This is a genomic window from Corynebacterium sp. HMSC04H06, from assembly GCF_001815935.1.
Classification (GTDB): Bacteria; Actinomycetota; Actinomycetes; order Mycobacteriales; family Mycobacteriaceae; genus Corynebacterium.
Genome location: NZ_KV823418.1, coordinates 1 through 22726, shown reverse-complemented (window position 1 = coordinate 22726; position 22726 = coordinate 1). Strand labels below are relative to the sequence as shown.

Below are 22726 nucleotides of genomic sequence, written 5' to 3'. Positions count from 1 at the left end.
GGCGGGCGCTAACCGGCGATTTTGTTAACGCGGGGCGCCTGCCGTAACCTGTTACGCGGTGGCGTGTCCGAGCGGCCGAAGGTGATCGCCTCGAAAGCGATTGTTGGGTAACCCCCAACCGCGGGTTCAAATCCCGCCGCCACCGCCAACTCAATTCCCTATCTGACCGGCGCATTCCGGTGGGATAGGGAATTTTTTGATCCATAACTTAGACTAGGGCAATACGGCTATGCAGTCCTTACCCTAGAATTTTTTTTAAACTTCCTTCCCGTTTCTTTCCCGCGCAGCGGTGGGAATATTGATGCAGAAAAGGTGTTCACCTCGTGGCTAAACTCCTGTACCGGTTGGGGCATTGGTCCTACCTGAACAAGTGGAAGGTCATCGTCACCTGGCTTGTGCTCCTGGCCGCGACCGCGGGTACGGCCGTGGCGCTGATGAAGCCGATGACGAGTGAGTTCTCCATCGCGGGCACGCCGTCCATCGACGCGACCTACCGGACCATGGAGCTCTTCCCCGAGGGCGGCAACCCGGCGAATGCGCCCACGGTGAACCTGGTCTTCCACGCCCCGGAGGGCGAGAAGCTCAGCGACCCGGACAACGCGCAGGCCATCGACCAGGTCGTGGACTACCTCCGCGACAACCTGGACATGGGCGACACCATGCGCTTTGGCAACCCGCTGGAGGTCTCGCCCAAGCTGCAGGAGCAGGTCGTCGACCAGTTCACCTCGATGGGGCTGCCGGAGGAATCCGCCCGCCAGGACGCGGACAACCTGGCGATGGTCAGCGAGGACGGGACCATCGCGTACACGACCTTTGACTTCGACGCTGAGAGCCCCTATTCGGTGGACTCGGAAGACAAGGAGATCGTAAGCGACGCGATGGACCTGGGCCGCGCGGCGGGCCTGCAGGTCGAGGCCGGCGGCGCCGGCTTCGGCGACGATATCCGGGTCAACTCGACCTCGGAGATAATCGGCCTGGGCGTGGCCTTCCTGGTGCTGATCTTCACCTTCGGCTCGCTGGTCTCGGCGGGCATGCCGCTCATCTCCGCGGTGATCGGCGTGGGGCTCGGCTCGCTGGGGTTGATGATCGCCACCCACTGGGTGGAGCTGAACAACATGACCCCGGTGCTGGCCGTGATGATCGGCCTGGCCGTGGGCATCGACTACGCCCTGTTCATCCTGTCGCGCTACCGCGCCGAGCGCGAGCGGATGTCCGGGCCGGAGGCCGCGGGCATGGCCGCCGGCACGGCCGGCTCCTCGGTGGTCTTCGCTGGTACCACGGTCTTCGTGGCGCTATTCGCGCTGGTGATCGCCCGCATTGGCTTCCTATCCGCCATGGGCCTGGCCGCCGCCGGCACCGTGGCCATCTCCGTGCTGGTCGCCCTGACCCTGATCCCGGCCCTGCTGGGGCTGCTGGGCGACAAGGCCTTCGCGGGCCGCATCCCGGGCGTGGCCGGCAACCCGAACCGCAAGGGCAAGCGCTCCCGCCGCCGCACCATGGGCAACCGTTGGGTGCGCGCGGTCCAGAAGGTGCCGGGCCTGACCATGGCCGGCGTGGTCCTTTCCCTCGGCCTGCTCTCGGCACCGGTGCTCAACATGGAGCTGGCGCTGCCGGCGGATACCACCTCGAACCCGGACACCACCCAGCGCAAGGCCGCGGACCTGCTCGCGGAGGGCTTCGGCCCCGGCGTGAACGGGCCGTTCTTGGTCATCGTGGACGCGGCTGACGTCAACGAGGACTCCGCCGCGCTCCAGCCACTGATGTCCGCGCAGGAGGGCAACGACGAACACTCCAAGGCCGCGTTCTCCTCCTTCATGTACACCACGGATCAGCTCAAGGGCGTGGGCGGGGTCAAGCACGCCCAGCTGGTGGGGCTCAGCCAAGACCAGAACGCCGCGCAGATCATGGTCACCCCGGAGACCTCGCCCACGGAGGAGGCCACCGTGGGCGTGGCCAACGCCCTGCGGGATACCAACTCCCGGATTGAGGACGCGACCGGCACCGAGGTCGGCATGACGGGCCTGACCGCCGTGCAGCTGGACATCACGGAACGCCTCGAGCAGGCCATGCCGCTTTACCTGGGCATCGTGGTGGGCCTGGCCATCCTGCTGCTGCTCGTGGTCTTCCGCTCGGTCTTGGTCCCGCTGGTGGCCGGCCTCGGCTTCCTGCTCTCGGTGGGCGCCGCGTTCGGCGTGACCGTGCTGTTCTGGCAGGAGGGCCTGTGGGGCCTAGTGCCGGCGCCGGGCCCGCTGATTTCCTTTATGCCGATCTTCCTCATCGGCGTGACCTTCGGCCTGGCCATGGACTACCAGGTCTTCCTGGTCACGCGCATGCGCGAGCACTACACGCGCAGCGGCGGCACCTCCCGGCCGGGCTCGCCCTACAACGGGGTCGAAGAGGCGACCATCGTCGGCTTCACCCAGGGCGCGCGCGTGGTCACCGCGGCGGCCATCATCATGATCTCGGTCTTCGTGGCCTTCATCAACCAGCCGCTGCCGTTCATCCAGATCTTCGGCTTTGCCCTGGGCGCGGGCGTGCTTTTCGATGCCTTCTTCGTGCGCATGGCACTCGTGCCCGCCACGATGTTCCTGATGGGCCGCGGCACCTGGTGGATGCCGCGCTGGCTGGACAAGATCCTGCCCACCATCGACATCGAGGGCAACGAGCTGGAAAAGGAATGGGAAGCCCAGGCCACTAAGCAGAGGGAATATACTGACCAGCATGACGCACGCAGGTGACTTGAGTTTTAAGGTCCGTACCCGCCTGGAACAGGAAGGCGCGGGAAAGCGCGGCCGCACCGGGGTGATTAGCACCCCGCACGGGGATATCCAGACCCCGGCTTTCATCCCGGTGGCCACCAAGGCCACCGTCAAGACCCTGACCCCGGAGCAGATCCGGGCCACCGGCGCGCAAGCCATCCTGTCGAACGCGTACCACCTCTACCTGCAGCCCGGTCACGACATCGTGGACGCCGCCGGCGGGGTCGCCGCCTTCGAGAACTGGCACGGCCCGACGTACACCGACTCCGGCGGGTTTCAGGTGATGAGCCTCGGCGTGGGCTTCAAGAAGGTGCTGGCCATGGACCTGGCCGACCTGACGGAGCAGGATATTCGCGCGGCCAAGAAGGAGCGCATGGCGCAGGTGGATGAAGACGGGGTGGACTTCAAGTCCGTCATCGACGGCTCCCAGCACCGGTTTACCCCGGAAAAATCCATGCAGATCCAGCACGGGCTGGGCGCGGATATCATGTTTGCCTTCGACGAGCTGACCACGCTCGTCGACACCCGCGCCTACCAGGAAGAGTCGGTGGCGCGCACGCACCGCTGGGCGCAGCGCTGCATCGATGAGCACACGCGGCTGACCCAGGAGCGCACCCACCGACCCAAGCAGTCCCTGTGGGGCGTGGTGCAGGGCGCCCAGTACGAGGACCTGCGGCGCCAGGCTGCCCGCGGCCTGGTGGAGATCTCCGATAAGGCCTGGGAGACAGGCAGCCGCGGCTTCGGCGGCTTCGGCATCGGCGGCGCGCTGGAGAAGGAAAACCTGGGCACCATCGTCGGTTGGGTCTGCGACGAGCTGCCGGAGGACAAACCGCGCCACCTGCTGGGCATTTCCGAGCCGGACGACCTGTTTACCGCGGTGGAGGCCGGCGCGGATACCTTTGACTGCGTCGCGCCGACGCGCCTGGCCCGCCGCGGCGGGGTTTACACCCTGGACGGGCGGCTGAACCTGTCGAACGCGCGCTTTAAGCGCGATTTTGCGGGCGTGGACGAGGAATTCGGCGGCTACGTCTCCGAGAACTACTCGCGGGCCTACCTCCACCACCTGCTCAAGGCGAAGGAGTACCTGGCCGGGACGCTGTGCACCATCCACAACCTGGAGTTTATGGTCCGTCTGGTGGACAATATCCGCGCCGCCATCGACGGCGGCTACTACGCAGCCTACCGCGACGAATTCCTGGGCCGCTACTACGCCGGCCGCTGACGCGAAGGGCCCGCGCTGTGACGCCTAGTCGGGTGTTACGGTGGCGGGTATGTCTGGAAAGAATTTTCGCGGTGACCGCCGCGCAGGCGGTACTTTAGAGGACCTTGCCAAGGCCTGCCACGGTATCGACGGCGCCGGTTACGGCGCGTACAAGAAGCTGGCCGGCACCTATACCGAGCCCGGCCCGGACGGGCTGACGGTGGCGATCGACAAGGTGCAAAGCGATCCCTTCGCCGCCCCGTCCAAGGTGCGGGTGCGCGTGCCCCGCGCGGTGGCCGACCTGCCAGCCGAGGTGGTCACCGATGAGCTCGACAAGGTCGCGGTGGCCGACTTCCTGGCCCGCCGGCTTACGCGTACCGTCGCTGCCATCGGCGGCGGCAAGGGAGGCAAAGGCCGCAAGGGCAGCGGCAAGTCCAACAGCGTGAGCGTCGGGTTCATCGGCCAGGAGGTGCTGGAGCGCAGCGCCGTCGTGGTCACCGACGAGGTCATTGAGGTGCGCCTGCTGGTCGGCCTGCCGGCCCAGGGCCGCCGCGTTTTAGGCCACCGGGCCGCCGGCCTGCTGGCCGAGGACCTGCCGGACGCGGTGGAAGAGGCGGTTGTGGCCGAGGAATTCGATCCGGATGACCTGGCTAGTCACGTCTGGCTCCTGCGCGACCAGGAGGCCCTGCGCGCGCAGCTGGCTACCCGCGACCTGGTCGGCTTCGTGGGCAACGGCGCCATCCTGCCGCGCCGGGCCGGGGATAGCGACAAGCCGATGGACGCGGATACCGCCGCGGCCTTCATCGCCCCGGAGGAGCTCACGCACAGCTTCGAGCTGCCCAGCGGCCGCACCGTGACCGGCATGGGGGTCCCCGCCGGCCTGACCGTCATCGTGGGCGGCGGCTACCACGGCAAGTCCACGCTGCTGCGCGCCCTGGAGCGCGGCGTCTACCCGCACGTGGCCGGCGACGGCCGCGAATGGGTCATCACCCGGGCGGATGCCGCCAGCGTGCGCGCCGAGGACGGCCGCTCGGTCACGGACCTGGATATCTCCCCGTTCATTACCAACCTGCCGACCGGGGCGGATACCCGACGCTTTTCCACCACCAACGCCAGCGGCTCGACCTCCCAGGCCGCCAACGTCGTCGAGGCCGCTGAGGCCGGCGCCACCGCCCTGCTGATCGACGAGGACACCTCGGCGACGAATTTCATGATCCGGGACCGCCTCATGCAAGAGCTCGTCCCCGGCAACCAGGAGCCCATCACCCCGTACGTGGCGCGGGTGAAGGCGCTCTACCAGGACAAGGGCATGTCCACCGTCCTGATTGCGGGTGGCTCCGGCGCCTACCTCAGCCTGGCCGACACGGTCATCGCCATGGACCGCTACCAGCCGCACGAGATCACCTCCCGCGCCCATGAGATCGCCGCCGGCTCCCGCCCACACGAGCTGGCGCTGGGGCCCGGCATGCTCGAACCCAGCGGCCGCGCCCTGGCCCCGGGCTGCCTTAAGCCCACCGCCGGTCACAAGGGCAAGCCCCAGGGCGCAAAGCCGCGCGGGCTAGACACCATCAGCTTTGCCAAGAGCGACATCGGCCTAAGCGCGGTCTCGCAGCTGGCCGATGCCCCGCAGACCGCCGCCATCGCGCTGTGCCTGGAGTGGCTGGGCAAGCACAACGACTCCCGCCCCGTCACCGAGCTAGTCGACGAGCTGCTGGCGACCATCGCCGCCGAGTCCCTGACCGCGCTGACCCCGGGGCGCGCCCACCCCGGGCACCTGTCCCGCCCCCGCAAGCACGAGATTTTGGCTGCGGTGAACCGTTACCGGAGGTTGGATATCAAGCGCTAAGCCAAAGACGTTACGGGCCTAGGCGCTCGCCCCGCCGGCGATGTAGTTCTCCTTCTTCTTGACCCACTTAATGACCTGGGTGGTCACCGGCAGGAGGCCGACCTCGATGAGGGTCTTCCACAGGAAGCCGACGATGACGTAGTTGATGAAGTCGCCGGCGGTGGAGATGCCGATGACGGGCGCCGCGATGGCGCAGAACAGGAGGGTATCGCCGAACTCGCCCACGATGGTCGAGGCGATGAGGCGGACCGGCAGCTTCTTCTCGCCGTTGCGGCGCTTGAGCACGGACATGACCCAGGCGTTGAGCAGCTGGCCGAGGAGGTAGCCGCAGAGGGAGGCCACAACGATCTGGGGAACCAGGCCCAGGGTGGTGGCGAAGGCCTCTTGGCCCTCGTAGAACTCGGCTTCCGGCAGCCAGATGCCGATGTAGAAGGACAGCACGGCCAGCAGGGCCATGGCGAAGCCGATGTAGATGGCGCGCCGGGTGGACTTAAAGCCGTAGCACTCGGCCAGCACGTCGCCGGTGATATAGGCCAGGGGGAACAGGAAGAAGGCGCCGTCGGTGACTAGGGGGCCAAGCTCGACGCCCTTCGTGGCGTTGATATTCGAGATCAGGAAGGTGACGACGAACAGCGTGACCAGCCACGGGTACAGGCTGGCCTGCACCGGGATGAATCGGATGCTCTCGCCACCGGGGTTGGTGGTTGCGGTTGCCGATTGTTTTGTCATGCACCTTATCGTGCCAGAACGTGGGCGGTACGCTGTAATTTATGAGTTCTGAGACCCTTCCTGCGGCCGGGCGTTACGCGCCCAGCCCAAGCGGTGACCTGCATTTTGGAAACCTGCGCACTGCGCTGCTGGCTTGGCTGTTTGCGCGCTGGTCCGGCAGGAAATTCTACCTGCGGGTCGAGGACGTGGACACCCAGCGTTCCTCGCTGGAATCCGCCGCGCGGCAGCAAGAAGACTTGCAGGCTATCGGCCTGGACTGGGACGGTGAGGTGGTGCGCCAGCAGGACCGTTCTGCGGCGTACGAGGCGGCGCTGGCCCGACTGCCGCACTACGAGTGCTATTGCTCCCGTAAGGACATCCAGGAAGCCGCCCGCGCCCCGCACGCCATTCCCGGCCAGTACCCGGGCACGTGCCGGGACTTGAGTGATAAAGAGCGGGAGGCCAAGCGGGCGGAGCTGGCCGCGGCTGGCCGCGTGCCGGCGTTGCGCCTGCGCGCCGACCGCGACGAGTATACCGTGCACGACTACCACCGCGGTGACTACACCGGTGAAATCGATGACTTCATTCTGCGCCGCGGCGGGAACGCAAACCAGCACCAGGACTTCGCCTACAACCTGGCCGTGGTGGTTGATGACGCCTACCAGGGCGTGGACCAGGTGGTGCGCGGCGACGACCTGCTTACCTCCGCCCCGCGCCAGGCGTATCTGGCGCACCTGTTGGGGAAGGCGGCCCCGGAGTACGTCCACGTGCCGTTGGTGCTCAACAGCGACGGCCGGCGCCTGTCCAAGCGCGACGGGGCGGTGACCCTGCGCCAGCTGCTGGAGACCGCCAGCGTCCAGCAGGTGGTGGGGCAACTGGCGGCGTCGTTGGGGCTGGTCGGGGCCCGCGGCGCGGAGGAGATCTTAGAGCGCTTCGACCCGGCACGGATGGGTTGGGATCCGGTTTTCTGGGAGCCGGCAGGAAACTAACTGGTGGCTGCCAGCCCCGCGTCCTACACTTAAAACGTAAAGAGAAAAAGGCGCGGGGAGAAGGCGTTGTGGAAATAGTCCTAGGGGTAGTGGCGTTGCTGCTGCTCAGTATCATTTCAGTCGCAGTGGGGGAGAAGCTGGGGCTGCCGTGGCCCGCCCTGCTATCGGTGGTGGCGATGGTCATCGTCTTCATCCCCGGTATCCCGGCGCTCCACGTGCCGGCCGATCTCATCCTGCCCATCTTCCTGCCGCCGCTGCTGTGGGCGCTGGCGCGGCGGACCTCCTGGGGAGTTATCCGGCAGCAGTGGCTGACCATCGTAAGCCTGTCCGTGCTGCTAGTGGTGGTCACCACGGCCGCGGTGGGCGCTGCCGCGTACGTCTTCCTGCCCGGCGTCGGGGTGGCCGCAGCCCTGTTGATTGGTGCGGCCATCGCCCCGCCGGATCCGGTCGCGGTGGACGCGGTGGCCGAGCCCGCCGGCATTCCGCGCCGTATAATCTCTGCCCTGCAGACCGAGGGCTTGTTTAACGATGCCGCCTCCATCGTTGTCTTCCACATGGCCCTGTTGGCCGTAACCCGTGGCGCGGAGCTTTCCGTGGGGGAGGGCATCTTAAAATTCGCCTACTCCGCCGTGGTGGCCAGCGTCATCGGCCTGCTGGTCGGGCGGGTGGCCAGCTGGTTTATCAAGCACGTGCACGATGTCACCGCACGCAACGCACTGACCTGGGTGATCCCTTTCGCCACCTATATCCTCTCCGAGGAGCTGGGTGCCTCCGGCGTTATCGCCGTGGTCATCGCCGCGGTGGAGCTGAACTCGCGTGCGCCCATTGAGGCCGAGGACCGCGTCAGCGGCCAGGCCTTCTGGTCCACGGTGGACCTGCTCTTTACCGGCCTGGCCTTCGGGCTCATCGGGCTGTCCGTCAACGACGCCATCACGCAGGTCGGCTCGGATCTGTGGCACTCGGTCCTGGTGGGCGTCATCCTGTCCCTGGTGGCCTTCGCCGTGCGCCTGGCGTGGATGTACGTCTTCTACCGGATCAACCTGCGGCGCGGGAAGCCCGGCGTGGCCCCGCTCCGCCTGCAAGAAGTCCTCCTGATGACCTGGTCCGGCATGCGCGGACTCGTCACGCTGGCCCTAGTGCTGTCGGTGCCGAGCGGGGCCATCCCGTTCTACAACGAGCTCGCCGTCATCGCCCTGACCGTGCTGCTGGTGACCATGGTGCTGCCTGGCATGCTCCTGCCGTGGCTGATGAGCAAGCTGGATCTGACGGCGGATTCGCAGGCCGCCTCGGACAAAATGCACGCCGAAGTCACTGAGCGCGCCCGCAAGGCCGCCATCGACAGCCTGCGTAAACAGCACGATGACTTGGAACCGGAGGTCGCTGCCAACATCGACGACTGGTTCGACAAGGTCTTCGGCACCGACGACCTCGACGCGGAGGATCAAAAGGCCCGCCTGGAAAAGGCCCACCGCGCCCGCGCCTTCGCGGCCCAGGCCCGCGCTACCGCCTTCCAGGCCTCCCAAGCCCTCCTGCTGGAGATGCGCAACGACCCTCGCTACAACCCAGCCCTAGTCGACGAGGTCCTCCACGAGGTCGACCGCATGGTGCTCGCTGCCCGGAAATAAGCCGCCGAACAACCCCCGGCAAGCAGACCACCGGCGAGCAGACCAGTGGTGATTAGGATGCGCGGCCGGTCAGCTTGTCGATTTCCCGGCGGATGGGGCTTAAATTAAAGCCGTCTTCGCGGAGCCACTCCACCTGCGGCGGGGTGTTCATTCCCCACTCCGCCCGGCAGAAGACATACGCCTGCTCCACCTCCGCGGTGTCGAATCCACCGTCGGCAAGGTACTGGCGGAAGCCGTTGGCGCCGGAGTCTTTAAACCACAGCCACACGAAGTCCTCGAGCGAGTCATCCAGCAAGAATTCCTCCATCCCGGCCGGGATGTAGCGCAGCTCGTCTTTAATCCGTGCCAGCAGGTCAGAGTCCAAGAACGCGTAGAGATAGTCCAGCGAGTCTTCTAAACCGGCGTAGGTGAGGGCGTCCATGGGCCCAGCTTAGCGCTTGCCGTACACCGGCCGCGCACGACCGCGAAACAACCAGTCACCCGCCCGGCATTTGGTACCCTGAGGCATTCGGCCACCGATGCCGCCTTCAGCCAACAAAGGAGCTGCCATGGCCACCATCCGCCCTGAGAACCCCGCCGATAATGCGGGTATCCACCAGCTCGTGGAGGCTGCCTTTGCCCCCGTGGAGCAGTCCGATCACACCGAGCAGCACATCGTCGATGCCCTCCGCGTAGCAGGTGCACTGACCGTCTCCCTGGTCGCTGAGGACAACAACACCCTGGTTGGTCACGTGGCCGCCTCCCCAGTCACCCTGGGCACCAGCGCCGAAGGCGCGCACGGGTGGTACGGAATCGGCCCCGTCGCCGTCGCACCGCAGCGCCAAGGCGAAGGCATAGGCAGCGCCCTCATGGAAGCCGCACTTGCCCGCCTGCGCGCAGCAGGCGCAGCCGGCGCAGTGGTTCTCGGCGAACCGGACTACTACAACCGCTTCGGCTTTCATCCCGTACCCGGCCTGGAATACCCCGGCGTACCCGCAAAGTACTTCACCGCCTGCTCCTTCGGCCCCGAGATTCCACTCGGTAAGGCGCGTTACCACCCGGCGTTCGGTTAGCCTGGGGCTGGTACTTGGACATCACCCACCAGTAAGTGCCCGGTCAACGGTGTCACCGTGCAAGAAACGAAAATGAAGGTTTTTGTTTGTTGAGCTTGTCGCCCAAGGTATGCGCCCGCCGCACTTAGTGCGGCAGGCGCAGGTGCGCGCTAGCTGCGGCCTTGGACGTCGATGAGGATTTTTACCTCGGTCGGGTCTTCCTTTAGGGCCGTGTAGCCCTTCTCCACGAGATCGTCCATGGGGATCCGGGAGGTGATGTACGGCGCGAGGTCTAGGCGGCCGTCCTGGATCATCTTGATTACCTGTGGGTGGTCGTTGTTGTATCCCACGGAACTGCCGATGGAGCGTTCGGGCATGGTCAGATCTCCCACGATGTCGAGCTCGAAGTTCCGGTTGTGCAGGGCGATGATTTCGATGTGCGCGCCGGGTCGGGTGACGTCGATCAGCTGTTGGAGCACTGCGGGAACGCTGGTGCACTCGAAAGCGACGTCGGCCATGGCGCCGTCGGTGAACTGGCGGACTTTCTCGGCTAGATCCTCGTTCATCGGGTCCACGCTCAGGTCTGCGACCCCGGTCTCCAGGGCCTTCTCGCGCCGGGCCTGTGACGGTTCGGAGATGATGACCTTCACCCCGTAGGCTTTCAGCACCGCGGCGGCGAGCAACCCAATGGGGCCGGCACCGCCGATGACTGCGACTTCGCCGGCGTGGTCGTCGTTGGCGAATCCGGCGTGCGCGATGGAGTGGTGGGACACGGCCAATGGCTCGATCAGCGCCGCCTGGTCTAGCGGGATATCGCCGATGGGGTGGACCCAGCGCTTTTCGACCACGATGTGCTCGGCGATACCGCCGCCTCGGCCGGAGATGCCGATAAAGCCCATGTTGTCGCACAGATGGTAGTCGCCACGCTGGCAGGCGTGGCAGGTGCCATCGACCATGAGCGGCTCGACCACGACGGGCTGACCTGGCTCGAACCCCTCGACATCGGCAGCGACTTCCTCCACCACGCCGGAGAATTCGTGGCCCAAAACGACGGGCAGCGTCTCCCCGGAGACCGGGTGCGGTGTGGTCTCACTGGGTGCTGGGCGGAACGGGCCTTCGAAGTAAAGGTGCACGTCAGAACCGCAGATGCCGCTGTAGGCCGGCGCGATCTTTACCGTACCGGGTTGCAGTTGTGGCTCTTCAATGTCATCGATCCGGACGTCTTCCTTGCCGTAAAGGCGGGCGGCTTTCATGGGAGTTCCTTCATGTCGAGTGCGCTCTTTCAATTCCCAGGATACGTCGCATTTTCAATCCCTTCCTGGTAACTAGAGGCGGTACGCGAGAAGTCTCCCTCGGGTGGTCTATTTCTGAGCAGTGCCAGTCTCGACTGCGTAAATTAATATCAGGTTGAGCATGAGCCGCCTTGGTTTTAGACCAACGGGTGCGGCCCGGGTTTTACGCCAAACAGCGGCTTGGGTGAAACGACAAAGAAGAGACAAGGTGGAGTTGAATGAAGGTATCTCTAGGTTTGCTTGCCCTGGGGCGACTTTCGTTGCCTTCCCCAGCCCCCTAGACTGCCGCGCACCGACAGAGGTTGAAACCGAGTTTTGGAAGGCCGACCCCCAAGGGGCAATGGGAATCAAGGCACGTGCCTATGAGGAAAACCTGGGGCGGTTCAAAGCTTGCATCACTGTCGACGAGGCCCGAAAGCTCAAGCTGCTCTCCAAGCCGAACGACCGGCCTTTTTTCGGCAGTGCGATAGACACCGAGTGCAGCTACTTGCCAGGCGTCCAAAAGGCTCGATGAGAGCCTGGTCCTGACGCGTTGAGTAGTCACATCATGTGCGACTAATCCGGTACCCCGTCATGCTTTGGTTAACGCAAAGAAAAACGCGCCTCACCGAAGTGAAGCGCGTTGTGGCGGAGGATGTGGGATTTGAACCCACGAGGGGCGTGAGCCCCGCACGCGTTCCAGGCGTGTGACATAGGCCGCTAGTCGAATCCTCCGAGAAGAAACTGTAGCAGCCCCGGCAAGTGGCGACAAAATCGGCAGGTCAGCTTGGGAAATGGGTGGGTGATCTAGGGCTATAAGAGTGGCTGTCGGGTAGGCGGTTGTCGGGGCCGGCGGTGGTGACGCGCCTGGGCGCCTGGGCGGGGAGTGGACTGTTTGGACTATCGCCGGAATCCCGGCTAGAGTATGGGGCAGGATCTCGCGTGGCGTCCATCCTGTGAACTCCCCCAGGGCAGGAATGCAGCAAGGGTCAGCAGGCTCTGACGGGTGCGCGAGGTCCCCTTAATCTTTGTGGCCATCCGGCGCCTGCCGGGTGGCTTTTTCTATGTCTGGTCCGCTTTTGGGGCTTGACGGGGTGGGCAGGCTGGGTTAGGTTTACTACCTACGTAGTAAACCATGTTGGTAGGTCGGTTTGCTGCGGGAACAACAAGGAAGGTGACGGGATGGCTATAACGGCTAAGGATCCCCGCCCTATCTATCAGCAGATAGCGGAGGAGCTGCGCGGCATGATCTTGTCCGGACAGCTGCCCGAAGGCGACAGGACACCGTCGACGCACGAATTAGCAAATTTTCATGAGGTCACGCCGACTACGGCATCGAAGGCGCTCACGGCGCTGGCGCAAGCCGGGCTCGTGGAAAGCCAGAGAGGACGAGGGATGTTTGTCATGCCCGGGGCGCGCGAGCGCATCAGGGACCAACGGAAGAAGGCGTTCGCCCAAGACTTTGTCCGCCCGCTGGTGGCGGAGGCCAGTGCCCTGGGCTTGGGGGAAGACGACATTGCCCAGATGATCGCTAAGGAGTTAAAACCATGACCAGCACGCAAGATACTGGGGGCCCGCGGCCCATCATGGGGCTGATCGGGCCGAACGGGTCCGGCAAGACCACGTTTTTCCGCCGGCGCAGCGCGGAGCCCGATGTGGCCTTCGGCCAGGCCAGCGCCGATATTCACTTCTTCGGCGCCACGCCCCGAGACCATTTTCGTGTAGTGCAGCGCGGCTGGCAGGGGCTGGACGTGGGCGAAGCGGAGAAAACGCTGGGCTTCGACCCAACCACGCCGCTGGCAAAGCTGAGCGTGGGCCAACGCCAGCTGGTCATCGTCAGCAGCGTAGTGGCCGCCGGCAAACCGGTGTTGCTGCTGGACGAACCCTTCAACGGTTTGGACGCACCACACCGCAACCAGGTGCGGGAGCGGCTGCGGCAGGCCGCAGAAACCGCCGAGGTGTGGGTGAGTTCCCAGCACTCGCAGGACCTGGCGGGCCTGGTTGATGCGGTGGTGGTCATGCGTGATTTCCACGCCCAGGCTCCTGTGACCATGGATGAACTGCGCGAGACCCACCCCGTGCTGAGCGGGCCGGCCGAGGTGGTGGCAGAGGTCATCGGCAGCGCGCCGGTGCTATCCGACAAGGCGCTGGGTGGGTATCGCCGGGCGGTGCTGGGGGCCGGACTTTCGGCCTCAGCCCGGGATTTTGCCCAGTCCCGCGGCGTAGAAGTGAGGTATCTCGACACCAGTGAACTGCTGGACGTAGCGGTAGCGGGTGCGCTGGTGCAGGAAGAAGAGGAGCAATAACAATGAAAGCGCCAGTATTTATAGCAAGCCAACCGGGACTGATCGTCGGGTGCATGGCGGTGGCCCTGGGGCTGGCCGCAGGCGGCCGCTTCCTCTTTATGGACGGCGGGTCCTGGACCATCCTGGCCGTCGTGGCCACGGCCGTGATTTTCACCCTGGCGGCGGCGGACTCGGCCCACTTGCTCGATTACCAGATCGCACCCGGCCGCTGGTTGGGTTCCGCGGTCGTGTGCGCGGTAGTCGCAGCCGCGGTGGCCGCGGGCGTGCTTGGTGTGGCGATGTTTGTCATGCAGGATGACTCGCCGTATTACTCCGGTTACGACAGCTTCATCGTCACCTCTGGCCCGGTGGGATGGCTCGATACCAACGGGCAACCCTATATCGTCCCCGGCGCCGGGGTAGGCGGGCGCGAAGTTGTCCTGACCCTCTTGGTGGTCTTCACCGTTTTCTTGGCCGCCGCCCTCGTCGGGGTCGGGCTGGGCGCGGTGCGCGCCCGCCGCTCGGCCCGCGCGCAGTGGGTGGTGGCCTTCGCCGGTATCGCTGCTACCGTTGCCGTCGCGTGGCTCATCGACCAAGTGCTGGGCATTTCTGTGTCCGCGCCGCTACCGGGAGTATTCCTCTTTTGCATCCCGGTAGCCGTCGTGGGGGTAGTGGTGGCTGCCGTGAGTCTCCAGCGGTCCCGCACACGCTGGGCGGGTAGTGCGGATAGGGCTAAACTCGCCCGCAGCTGAGTGCTAAATCACGTAGGCGGCGCTATGCTAGGGGGCCAATAAACAATCACCGATCTCTCACCTCGGATACCGGAAGGTAGGCAGACTAGCTCCTATGTCTCTTCTAGATTTGGGCGCGGCGGAGCGCGCCGAACTAGCAACTCAGATTCGTGCCGATTACGAAGATTTGAAGGCTAAGGGCCTGAAACTGGATCTGACTAGGGGCAAGCCCTCCAAGGAGCAGCTGGCGCTGTCCGAGGACCTGCTGGAGCTGCCGGGCCCCAACAACTACACCGACGCCACCGGCGCGGATGTGCGCAACTACGGCAACCTGCAGGGCATCGTTGATATCCGCCAGCTGTGGGGCAAGCTGCTGGGCATCAACCCGGACCTGTTGATAGCCGGGGACTCCTCTTCCCTGAACTTCGAGTTCGATGTCATCTCCTGGGCCTATGCCTTCGGCACCAACGACTCGGAGCGCCCGTGGAGCCAGGAAGAGACGATCAAGTGGATCTGCCCGGTGCCGGGCTACGACCGCCACCACGGCATCACGCAGCGCTTCGGCTTCGAGATGGTCACCGTGCCCATGCTGGAAGACGGCCCGGACGTGGAGGCCATCCGCGAATTGGTTAAGGACCCGCAGGTCAAGGGCATGTGGGCCGTGCCGATGTTCTCCAATCCTTCGGGCGTTACCTTCGCCGAGGAGGTCGTGCGCGAGCTGGCCTCCATGGACACGGCCGCCCCGGACTTCCGCATCATGTGGGATAACGCCTACGCGGTCCACACGCTGACCGACGAATTCCCGGAGATCATCGACGTGCTGGGCCTGTCCCGCGAGGTGGGCAACCCCAACCGCTTCTTCGTTTTCTCCTCGACCTCCAAGATTACCTTCGCCGGCTCCGGCGTGGGCTTCATGGCTTCTTCCGAGGCGAACCTCGACTGGTTCAAGTCGATCGCCGGCAAGCGCGGTATCGGCCCGAACAAGGTCAACCAGCTCGCCCACGCGGAGTTCTTCGGCTCCGCCGAGGGCGTGCGCGCGGTCATGCGCCGCCACGCCGCGCTGCTGGCCCCGAAGTTCGAGGCCGTGCTGCGCATCCTAGACGAGCGCCTGGGCAAGTACGAGGTCGCGCAGTGGACCAAGCCCACCGGCGGCTACTTCGTCTCCCTGGACGTCATTGATGGCACCGCCACCCGCGTGTGGGAGCTGGCCAAGGAGGCCGGCATTGTGCTGACCCCGGCCGGTTCCTCCTTCCCGCTGGGGCAGGACCCGAACGACCGCAACATCCGGCTCGCGCCGTCGATGCCGCCGCTGGAAGAGGTCGAGGCCGCCATGGACGGCGTGGCCGTCTGCGTGCTTCTGGCCGCCCTCGAGAAGCTGGGGGCGTAGCGCAATTAACAACACGGAAATTGCGTATTGGCTCGATCAGATAATCCCGGCCTCCCTGGAGTTCCGCGACGTCTCCTCCGCTGACGGCGGCACCCGCTGGCGGATCGGAATCGCCGAGCTCGGCGACGGCCAGGCGCTGGCGGTGACCGTGGGCTTTAGCCAGGTTGATACCGGCCTGCAGCGCGCCGACGATGGCGTCGACGTGCGCTGTGAGCTGCTGGCCGTGGGCCGGACGAACCCCGCCACGGTGGCGGCGGCGGTGCAGGCTGCCGCGGATCAGATTGCGGCGGCGGCCGGGGCCATCCCGGCCCAGCCCGGCGTCCTGCTGCCGAACATGGCCGCGGGCAGCGCCCTGGAGCAGGACGAATCCGTCACGGCCCGGCACGGGCTGCTCATCGCCCCCTACCTTTGGGGCGGGCAGACCCCGCAGGTGGCAGAGGATAAACGCCTGACGCTGATCTGCCAGCTGCTGGTGCTCACCGACGCCGAATACTCCTACGCCGCTGACGAAGGCGTGGGGCCTTTCCAGCAGGCGGTCGCCGACGGCGGGATTGACCTGCTCGACTTCTCCCGGGCCGATGGCTAAGCGGTAGGATTTACGGCGTGGCTCTTTACCGGAAATATCGTCCCGCAAGTTTCTCCGAGGTGGTAGGCCAAGAACAGGTCACCACCCCGTTGTCGGCTGCCCTGGACTCGGGGCGCATCAACCACGCCTACCTGTTTTCCGGGCCGCGGGGCTGCGGCAAGACCTCCTCGGCGCGCATCATGGCGCGCTCGCTCAACTGCGTGGAAGGGCCCACCTCCACCCCGTGCGGGGTCTGCGAGTCGTGTGTCTCCCTGGCCCCGGGTGGGCCGGGCAACCTGGACGTCACCGAGCTGGACGCGGCCTCCCACAACGGCGTGGAGGACATGCGTGAGCTGCGCGACCGCGCCTATTACGCCCCGGCGGAGTCCCGCTACCGCATCTTCATCATCGACGAGGCGCATATGATTTCCGCCTCGGGCGCGAACGCCTTGCTCAAGGTGGTCGAGGAGCCGCCGGAGCACGTCATCTTCATCTTCGCGACGACGGAACCGGAAAAGATCATCGGCACCATCCGCTCGCGTACCCACCACTATCCCTTCCGGCTGCTGACCCCGCCGGCGATGAAGGGGCTGCTGCAGCGCACCGTCGCCGCCGAGGGCGTGCAGGTCGAAGACTCCGTCTACCCCATGGTCATCCAGGCTGGCGGCGGCTCCCCGCGTGACACCCTGTCCATCCTGGACCAGCTGCTGGCCGGCGCCGGCCCGGACGGCCTGACCTACGAGCTCGCCCGCCCGCTGCTGGGCGTCACGGACATCACGCTCATCGACGACGCAGTCGCCGCCCTGGCCAGCGGCGACAAGGCCGCCCTGTTCCAGCTGGTCGACCATGTCATTGAGGCCGGCCACGAGCCGCGCCGTTTCGCTGTCGATCTGCTGGACCGCCTGCGCGATCTCATGGTGCTCCAAGCCGTCCCGGACGCCATCTCCGCCGGGCTGGTCGACGCCCCCGCCGACCGCGCCGAGGCGCTGACCGATCAGGCGCAGCGCTTCAGCGGCGACCACCTGGTCTTTCTGGCCGAGACCGTCAGCGAGCAGATTGCCGGCCTGCGCGGGGCGACCTCGCCGCGCCTGCTACTGGAAATCCTTTGCGCTCATTTGGTCTCCGCCGCCCGCCCGGCCGTCGGCCCCGCGGCGCCAACCACCAGTGGCCAGCCCCATCAGGCAGCCCAGTCCGGCCAGCCGCAGCAGCAACAAGCCCAGTCCCGGCCCGCCGGCTCCGCCCAGGAGGGCGCGGCAGCCGCCGCGGCCACCGCCGCCCGAATCGCCGCCGCCCGCCGGGAGCGCCAGCAGCAGGGCAACACTCAAAACCGCGATGCCCAAGCCCACGGCAGCCAGGCTCAAAGCGCCCAGGCTCAGGGCAACCAGAAACACGGGTCCGAACCGGCAGCGGCACAGGCACCGGCCCCGGTCCATGTCGAAAAGCCGGTGCCTGCCGAGCACCCGGGCGAGCAACCAGCGGGTACGCAGGAGCATTCCCAGGAAGAGCAGTCTGCTCGAGTCACCGAGCACGCGCCGAACGGCGCGGACGCGAAGCCGGAACACGCACCGCAGCCGACCGCGCGTGCCGAGCAGGAGGCACCGCAGCCGGACCAGCGGGAGCGCGCCGAGCAGCCGGAGTCTGAGCCCCAACCCGCGGAGCAACAAGGCGGCGCCGGGCAGCTCGGGCAGGGCCAGGTAGCAGAGGAGATGCAGGGGCAGGCCCCAGAATCAGCACCGGAGCAAACGCAGGATGCGGCGCACGACTCCGAGCCGAGCGCGGGGTCTGCACCGGCGGCGCAAGCCGGAGTGGCTGCCGACCCGGAGGAACTGACCGCGGCTATTCGGAACCAGTGGGCCACCCTACGCGAGCGCGTGGGCACGACGAACAAGGTCGCCGAGATCATGCTGACCGAGGCGCGCGTGCTGGGTATCCGCGATAACACACTGGTTATAGGACACACCACCGGGGCGCTGGCGCAGCGCTTGAACGCCCCGGAGAATGCCGGGGACCTGCAGCGGGTCCTGCGCGAGGAATACCAGGTCGAACTCGGCATCGAGTGCGTGGTCGGAACCGACCCCGTACCACAGGGTTTCAACGCTCAGCCGGGCGCCAAGCCGGCCTGGGACCCCCAGAGAAACCAGCGCGAATCCAGCGACGATCAGGAGTCCGAGAGGCCTAGCTCTGCTGCACCCGCACCCGAACCGCAACCCGCGAATAATTCTGGCTGGGGCAGCCCGCGGCCCTTGGGCGGGCCGGAAGAGACGGCGACCGCGCCGTCCCCGCAGCCCCAACAGGCCCCTCCTGCCGCGACCAGCGCGCAGGGGCCCGGTGTGGGCGTGGGTGCGGGTGTCGGCGGTGGGAATGCCGCTAACGCGCGACCCAGCTGGCAGGACCGCATCCAGCAGGCGGCGGCGCAGGCGAAAAAGCGCGACGCCAACACCTTCAGCAACGGGGTACCGCTGCCGCCGGACCCGGGCCCGGAGGAAGGCTACGGTATCCCGCCGGAAGACGACTACGTGCCGCAACAACCGGCCGGTCAGACAGCGGCCCCGCAGCAGGGACATGCACCGGGGCAGGGACAGGGCCAGCCCGGCCCGCAGGACGCGGCGGCGCTGCGGGACGAGGAAGAGCAGATGATGGCGGCCGCGGCCCAGGAGACCGGGGAGCGCGACCACCGCAGCGCTTTGGAAGTGGCGATGGAGCTGCTCAGCGATCAGCTGGGGGCGCGTCGCTTGTAGCGATCAGGGGCACGCAGCCTCTTCAGCGCCCGAGTTTTGGCGGTAGACTCGGGCACTGGCGAATTTATCCCTAAATTTTCTTGAGAGAAAGGCATAGCCATGACCCAGCCGGATCAACCCGCAGACATGAATGAACTGATCGCCCAGGCCGCCCGCGTGCAGGCCGAACTGCAAAAGGTCCAGGAAGAAATCCTGGCTTCTGAGGTCGAAGGCACCGCCGGCAACGGCCTGGTGACCTGCACCATGACCGGTGGCGCGGAGCTCAAGGACCTGAAGATCGACAAGTCCGTCGTAGATCCGGAGGACGTGGAGACCCTGCAGGACCTGGTCATCGGCGCCTTCAAGGACGCCCACCAGAAGGCCGGCGAGCTGGCCCAGGAAAAGATCGGTCCGCTGTCCCAGGGCATGGGCGGCGCCCCGGGCGACATGGGCAACCTTATGGGTTAGTCTTGCCCCCGGCTGCGTGACGTAGCCGGTGGCACAGGGCCGCGGTTTGCTTTTGGGAAAAAGCAGGCTGCGGCCTTATTCTTGTTCTCGTTGCCCTTCCCGGATTAAAGAAAGTAGGTCGGTGCCCGGTGTTTGAAGGACCTTTGCAGGATCTCATCGACGAGCTCTCCCGGCTGCCGGGCGTGGGCCCGAAGAGCGCGCAGCGGATCGCCTTCCACATTCTGCACATGGAACCCGAAGACATCGAGCGTTTGCGCAACGCGCTGGCCGCCGTGCGCGACGGGGTAACCTTCTGCCGGATTTGCTGCAATATCTCCCGGGAATCGGTCTGCCGCATTTGCGTGAACTCGCAGCGCGACCGCGGCACCATCTGCGTGGTGGAGGAGCCGAAGGACATCCAGGTCATCGAGCGCACCGGCGAATACGAGGGGCGCTACCACGTGCTGGGCGGGGCGCTGGATCCGTTGGCCAATATCGGCCCGAAAGACCTGAACATCTCCCAGCTGCTGCAGCGCATCGGCGGCGTGCTACCCGACCGGGAGCTTGCGGATTCCACGGAGGAGAATCCGCAATACGACTCCACGCCGGAGATCAAGGAGGTCATCCTGGCCACCGACCCGAACACGGAGGGCGAGGCCACCGCCTCCTACCTGGTGCGCCTGCTCAAGGACTTCCCGGACCTGCGGATAACCCGCCTGGCCTCCGGCATGCCGCTGGGCGGCGACCTGGAATTCGTGGACGAGCTGACGCTGTCGCGCGCCCTGTCGGGCCGCCTGACGGTCTAGGCTAGGCGCTCCGCCCGCAGCTGCTGGACCGCAGGCAGATCCAGCGGAGCCAGGTCCTGGAGCCGCTGGCCGGTGGCGCGGGCCAGCAGCAGGTCGGCCAGCTGCGGGTTGCGGGCCAGGGCCGGGCCGTGCATGTAGGTGGCGATGACGCTGTCCTGGACCGCGCCCTCGCCGACGCGCTGCTGCTTGGCATCGGGCAGGTCGGCGGTGGCGGCGACATCGCTGTTGCCGGTGCCGCGCTTGACAATACCCAGGGGCTGGGCCGACGGGCCCAGGATGGTCGCGCCCAGGTGGTTTTCGAAGCCGGTCAGCGGCTCGGTCAGCTCGCTGGTGTAACCGGCCGCCCAGGGGGTCGACTGGACCTCACCAATGGCGCGTTCCTGCAGGGGAGAGGTGGTTGCGTCCAGCAGGCCGACGCCGTCTACCACACGCCCGGAGGCGCGGAAGGACTCGCCTAAGACCTGCAGGCCTGCGCAGATGGCGAAGATGGGGCGCCCGGCGTGCGCGGCGCGAATCAGGCCGCCGTCGGAGATGAGGTGCTCCGCGGCCAGGATCTGGGCCGAGTCCTCGCCGCCGCCGAGGGTGTAGATGTCCAGCTGTTCCGGGACCGGCTCGCCCAGCTTGATGGGCACGATCTCGGCGTCGAGGCCGCGCAGGCGGGCGCGCTGGCGCAGCACCAGGGCGTTGCCGTCGTCGCCGTAGGTGCCCAAGACATCGGGAAGAATCAGGCCGATAGACAGGGTATTAGGCATGGCGGTTCTCCTTGTTCTCCGAGTTGCCGTGCTGCTCAGCGGCGTCGCGCTCGAGGGCCTTTTTCAGATCGCGGAAGGCGGTGTAGTTGGCCAGAACTTCCACGCGGCCCGGCGGGCAGGCGTCGATGGCCTGGACCGGATCCGGGATGAGCTCGTGGGTAATGTCCGCGTAGACCAAGCGCACCGCCAGGTCAGTGCCGCGCTCGCCGGCGGCCTTGACGGAAATGCCTTCGAAGTCCTCGAAGCGTACGTCCCACAGCCAGGACATGTCCACGCCGTCGGCCACCTGGCCGTTGGTGGCGATGACGAGGCCGTCCGCGCTGCGGTCCACCATGGACAGCGCTTCCTGCCAGCCGGCCGGGTTCTTGGCCAGCAGCAGGCGGATTTCGGGCTCGCCGCGGGTGATGGTGGAATAGCGCCCGGCCACGTCGTCGATGCTCTCCACGGCGGTCACGGCGGCATCGGTAGCAATGCCGAAGGCCTCCGCGGCGGCGGCGACGGCCTGGGCCGCGTTACCGCGGTTGGCGCGCCCGGGAAGCGCCAGGTTCAGCGGGTAGGTGCCCGCGGGACTGACGATGCCCTCTTCGCTGACCGTCCACTCCGGCTGCGGGCGGCGGAATTCGCGCCCGTCGGGCAGCTTCTTGACCGCGTACCAGTCCTCCGGTTCGCGGACCACGTGGCCGCCGGTGCGCGGGCAGGTCACGGAGTCGCCCAGCCAGCCGGCGCCGGCAGCCACCCAGATGACATTCGGGGCGTCGTAGGCCACCGAGGTCATCAGAACGTCGTCGCAGTTGGCGATGACCAGCATGTCCGGGTGGGCCTTAACGCAAGCGCGCAGGGCGCGTTCGATCTTGTTAATCTCGCCCACGCGGTCGAGCTGATCGCGCGAGAGGTTCAGCAACACCAGCGCCTGCGGGTTCAGGTTGTCGGCCACGTGCGGCACGTGTAGCTCATCGACCTCGAGGACTAGGTGGGAGGCGTCCTTGCCCGCCAGCAGGGCGGAGATGATGCCGGCGTCCATATTGTCGCCGCCGTCGTTGGTGGCCACGGTGTGGCGCGTACGCAGGGCTGCGGCCAGCATCCGGGTGGTGGTGGACTTGCCGTTGGTGCCGGTGACTAGGACGGCCGGGCGGCCGGCGCCCAGGGAGGACATGATGCTCGGGTCGATGGCGTTGGCCACCAAGCCGCCGATCATCCCGCCGGCGCCGCGCCCGGTGGCGCGGGAAGCCGTGGTGGCCAGGTTCGCGGCCGAGGTGGCGACGGATGTCCGCACCTTCCTGAGCGTTCTGCGTAGGTTAAAACTCATAGGCTACAGGTTAGTCCGCCGGTGGGCCCGGGCGCGATTGTGCACGCGGGTGGGTTTTTAAGAATTTGCCTGCGGTTTGCTGTTGCGCTGACCGCCGCGCCCACCGCGCCGCCGTCCGCCGCGCTTGCGCCGGGAGCCGCGGGAGCCGCCCTGCCCTGTGCCTTCGCCGTTTCTCGGCGACGGCGAGTCGGTTTTCGCCCCCGCCGGATGCTCCGGCGCGGCTGCCGACTGGGCGCTGGAGTTGTTGGCCCCGGAACGGTTCGCCCCGCCCCGGCTGCTGCGCCGGCGCCGCCGCCGGCT

The 22726-nt window shown here is 66.5% G+C and carries 19 protein-coding genes, 2 tRNA genes and 1 other RNA gene; 16 read left to right on the top strand and 6 right to left on the bottom strand.

Annotation, left to right across the window (positions count from 1 at the left end):
• Positions 1 to 57: 57 nt before the first annotated feature.
• The 4 genes from HMPREF3067_RS04400 (at position 58) to HMPREF3067_RS04385 (ending at position 5806) form a co-directional block, all read left to right on the top strand.
• Positions 58 to 148 (top strand) — tRNA-Ser (locus HMPREF3067_RS04400).
• 175 nt (positions 149 to 323) lie between these two features.
• Positions 324 to 2738 carry an MMPL family transporter gene (locus HMPREF3067_RS04395; protein ID WP_070768521.1) on the top strand — a complete coding sequence of 805 codons (2415 nt, stop codon included), beginning with the start codon at positions 324 to 326 and terminating at the stop codon, positions 2736 to 2738.
• On the top strand, positions 2722 to 3981 hold the full coding sequence (gene tgt / locus HMPREF3067_RS04390) for a tRNA guanosine(34) transglycosylase Tgt (RefSeq protein ID WP_070768520.1): 1260 nt from the start codon (positions 2722 to 2724) through the stop codon (positions 3979 to 3981). The genes HMPREF3067_RS04395 and tgt overlap by 17 nt, the downstream gene beginning before the upstream one ends.
• 49 nt (positions 3982 to 4030) lie before the next feature.
• Positions 4031 to 5806 (top strand): ABC-ATPase domain-containing protein, encoded by a 1776-nt coding sequence (locus HMPREF3067_RS04385; RefSeq protein WP_083319132.1) that lies wholly within the window; start codon positions 4031 to 4033, stop codon positions 5804 to 5806.
• An 18-nt stretch (positions 5807 to 5824) separates the two neighbouring features.
• On the opposite strand, the gene HMPREF3067_RS04380 is transcribed toward HMPREF3067_RS04385, so the two are convergent.
• Positions 5825 to 6535, bottom strand: coding sequence for a queuosine precursor transporter (locus HMPREF3067_RS04380; protein ID WP_070768519.1), 711 nt, complete (start codon positions 6533 to 6535; stop codon positions 5825 to 5827).
• A 41-nt stretch (positions 6536 to 6576) separates the two neighbouring features.
• Here HMPREF3067_RS04380 and gluQRS point away from each other — a divergent pair, with 41 nt between their 5' ends.
• Both gluQRS and HMPREF3067_RS04370 read left to right on the top strand, forming a co-directional pair.
• Entirely contained in the window at positions 6577 to 7503 is a 927-nt protein-coding gene (gene gluQRS, locus HMPREF3067_RS04375; RefSeq protein WP_070768518.1) for a tRNA glutamyl-Q(34) synthetase GluQRS, read from the top strand.
• A gap of 68 nt (positions 7504 to 7571) precedes the next feature.
• Positions 7572 to 9128, top strand: coding sequence for a cation:proton antiporter (locus HMPREF3067_RS04370; RefSeq protein WP_070768517.1), 1557 nt, complete (start codon positions 7572 to 7574; stop codon positions 9126 to 9128).
• 52 nt (positions 9129 to 9180) lie between these two features.
• Here the strand turns inward: HMPREF3067_RS04370 and HMPREF3067_RS04365 are convergent, their stop codons facing one another.
• A complete protein-coding gene (locus HMPREF3067_RS04365; RefSeq protein WP_070768516.1) occupies positions 9181 to 9549 on the bottom strand; it encodes a cupin domain-containing protein in 369 nt (122 codons plus the stop codon).
• Between the two features lie 127 nt (positions 9550 to 9676).
• Here HMPREF3067_RS04365 and HMPREF3067_RS04360 point away from each other — a divergent pair, with 127 nt between their 5' ends.
• Entirely contained in the window at positions 9677 to 10180 is a 504-nt protein-coding gene (locus HMPREF3067_RS04360) for a GNAT family N-acetyltransferase (RefSeq protein WP_070768515.1), read from the top strand.
• A 149-nt stretch (positions 10181 to 10329) separates the two neighbouring features.
• Here the strand turns inward: HMPREF3067_RS04360 and HMPREF3067_RS04355 are convergent, their stop codons facing one another.
• Together HMPREF3067_RS04355 and HMPREF3067_RS04345 are read right to left on the bottom strand one after the other, a co-directional pair.
• The gene (locus tag HMPREF3067_RS04355; protein ID WP_070768514.1) at positions 10330 to 11412 is read right to left on the bottom strand and encodes a 2,3-butanediol dehydrogenase; all 1083 of its coding nucleotides are present in this window, start codon (positions 11410 to 11412) and stop codon (positions 10330 to 10332) included.
• Positions 11413 to 12076: 664 nt separating this feature from the next.
• Positions 12077 to 12165, bottom strand: a tRNA-Ser gene (locus HMPREF3067_RS04345).
• A 194-nt stretch (positions 12166 to 12359) separates the two neighbouring features.
• Here HMPREF3067_RS04345 and ffs point away from each other — a divergent pair.
• The 9 genes from ffs to recR all read left to right on the top strand — a co-directional run bounded on the left by ffs (position 12360) and on the right by recR (position 20368).
• Positions 12360 to 12458: signal recognition particle sRNA small type (gene ffs / locus HMPREF3067_RS04340), an RNA gene on the top strand.
• A 154-nt stretch (positions 12459 to 12612) separates the two neighbouring features.
• Entirely contained in the window at positions 12613 to 12981 is a 369-nt protein-coding gene (locus tag HMPREF3067_RS04335; RefSeq protein ID WP_070768512.1) for a GntR family transcriptional regulator, read from the top strand.
• Positions 12978 to 13736, top strand: coding sequence for an ATP-binding cassette domain-containing protein (locus HMPREF3067_RS04330; RefSeq protein ID WP_070768511.1), 759 nt, complete (start codon positions 12978 to 12980; stop codon positions 13734 to 13736). Before HMPREF3067_RS04335 ends, HMPREF3067_RS04330 begins: the two co-directional genes overlap by 4 nt.
• A 53-nt stretch (positions 13737 to 13789) precedes the next feature.
• Complete coding sequence (locus HMPREF3067_RS04325) at positions 13790 to 14467, top strand: hypothetical protein (RefSeq protein WP_141759324.1); 678 nt, start codon at positions 13790 to 13792, stop codon at positions 14465 to 14467.
• Positions 14468 to 14561: 94 nt separating this feature from the next.
• Positions 14562 to 15833 (top strand): aspartate aminotransferase type Ic, encoded by a 1272-nt coding sequence (locus HMPREF3067_RS04320; RefSeq protein ID WP_070768509.1) that lies wholly within the window; start codon positions 14562 to 14564, stop codon positions 15831 to 15833.
• A 142-nt stretch (positions 15834 to 15975) separates the two neighbouring features.
• Positions 15976 to 16419 (top strand): suppressor of fused domain protein, encoded by a 444-nt coding sequence (locus tag HMPREF3067_RS04315; RefSeq protein WP_070768508.1) that lies wholly within the window; start codon positions 15976 to 15978, stop codon positions 16417 to 16419.
• Between the two features lie 17 nt (positions 16420 to 16436).
• A complete protein-coding gene (locus HMPREF3067_RS04310; RefSeq protein ID WP_070768507.1) occupies positions 16437 to 19136 on the top strand; it encodes a DNA polymerase III subunit gamma and tau in 2700 nt (899 codons plus the stop codon).
• Between the two features lie 99 nt (positions 19137 to 19235).
• Positions 19236 to 19583, top strand: coding sequence for a YbaB/EbfC family nucleoid-associated protein (locus HMPREF3067_RS04305; RefSeq protein WP_070768506.1), 348 nt, complete (start codon positions 19236 to 19238; stop codon positions 19581 to 19583).
• Positions 19584 to 19711: 128 nt separating this feature from the next.
• Positions 19712 to 20368 (top strand): recombination mediator RecR, encoded by a 657-nt coding sequence (gene recR, locus HMPREF3067_RS04300; RefSeq protein ID WP_070768505.1) that lies wholly within the window; start codon positions 19712 to 19714, stop codon positions 20366 to 20368.
• On the opposite strand, the gene HMPREF3067_RS04295 is transcribed toward recR, so the two are convergent.
• Both HMPREF3067_RS04295 and HMPREF3067_RS04290 read right to left on the bottom strand, forming a co-directional pair.
• Positions 20365 to 21120, bottom strand: coding sequence for a type 1 glutamine amidotransferase (locus HMPREF3067_RS04295; RefSeq protein ID WP_070768504.1), 756 nt, complete (start codon positions 21118 to 21120; stop codon positions 20365 to 20367). The two genes, recR and HMPREF3067_RS04295, sit on opposite strands and share 4 nt — an antisense overlap.
• On the bottom strand, positions 21113 to 22426 hold the full coding sequence (locus HMPREF3067_RS04290) for a Mur ligase family protein (RefSeq protein WP_070768503.1): 1314 nt from the start codon (positions 22424 to 22426) through the stop codon (positions 21113 to 21115). Before HMPREF3067_RS04290 ends, HMPREF3067_RS04295 begins: the two co-directional genes overlap by 8 nt.
• Between the last annotated feature and the right edge of the window lie 300 nt (positions 22427 to 22726).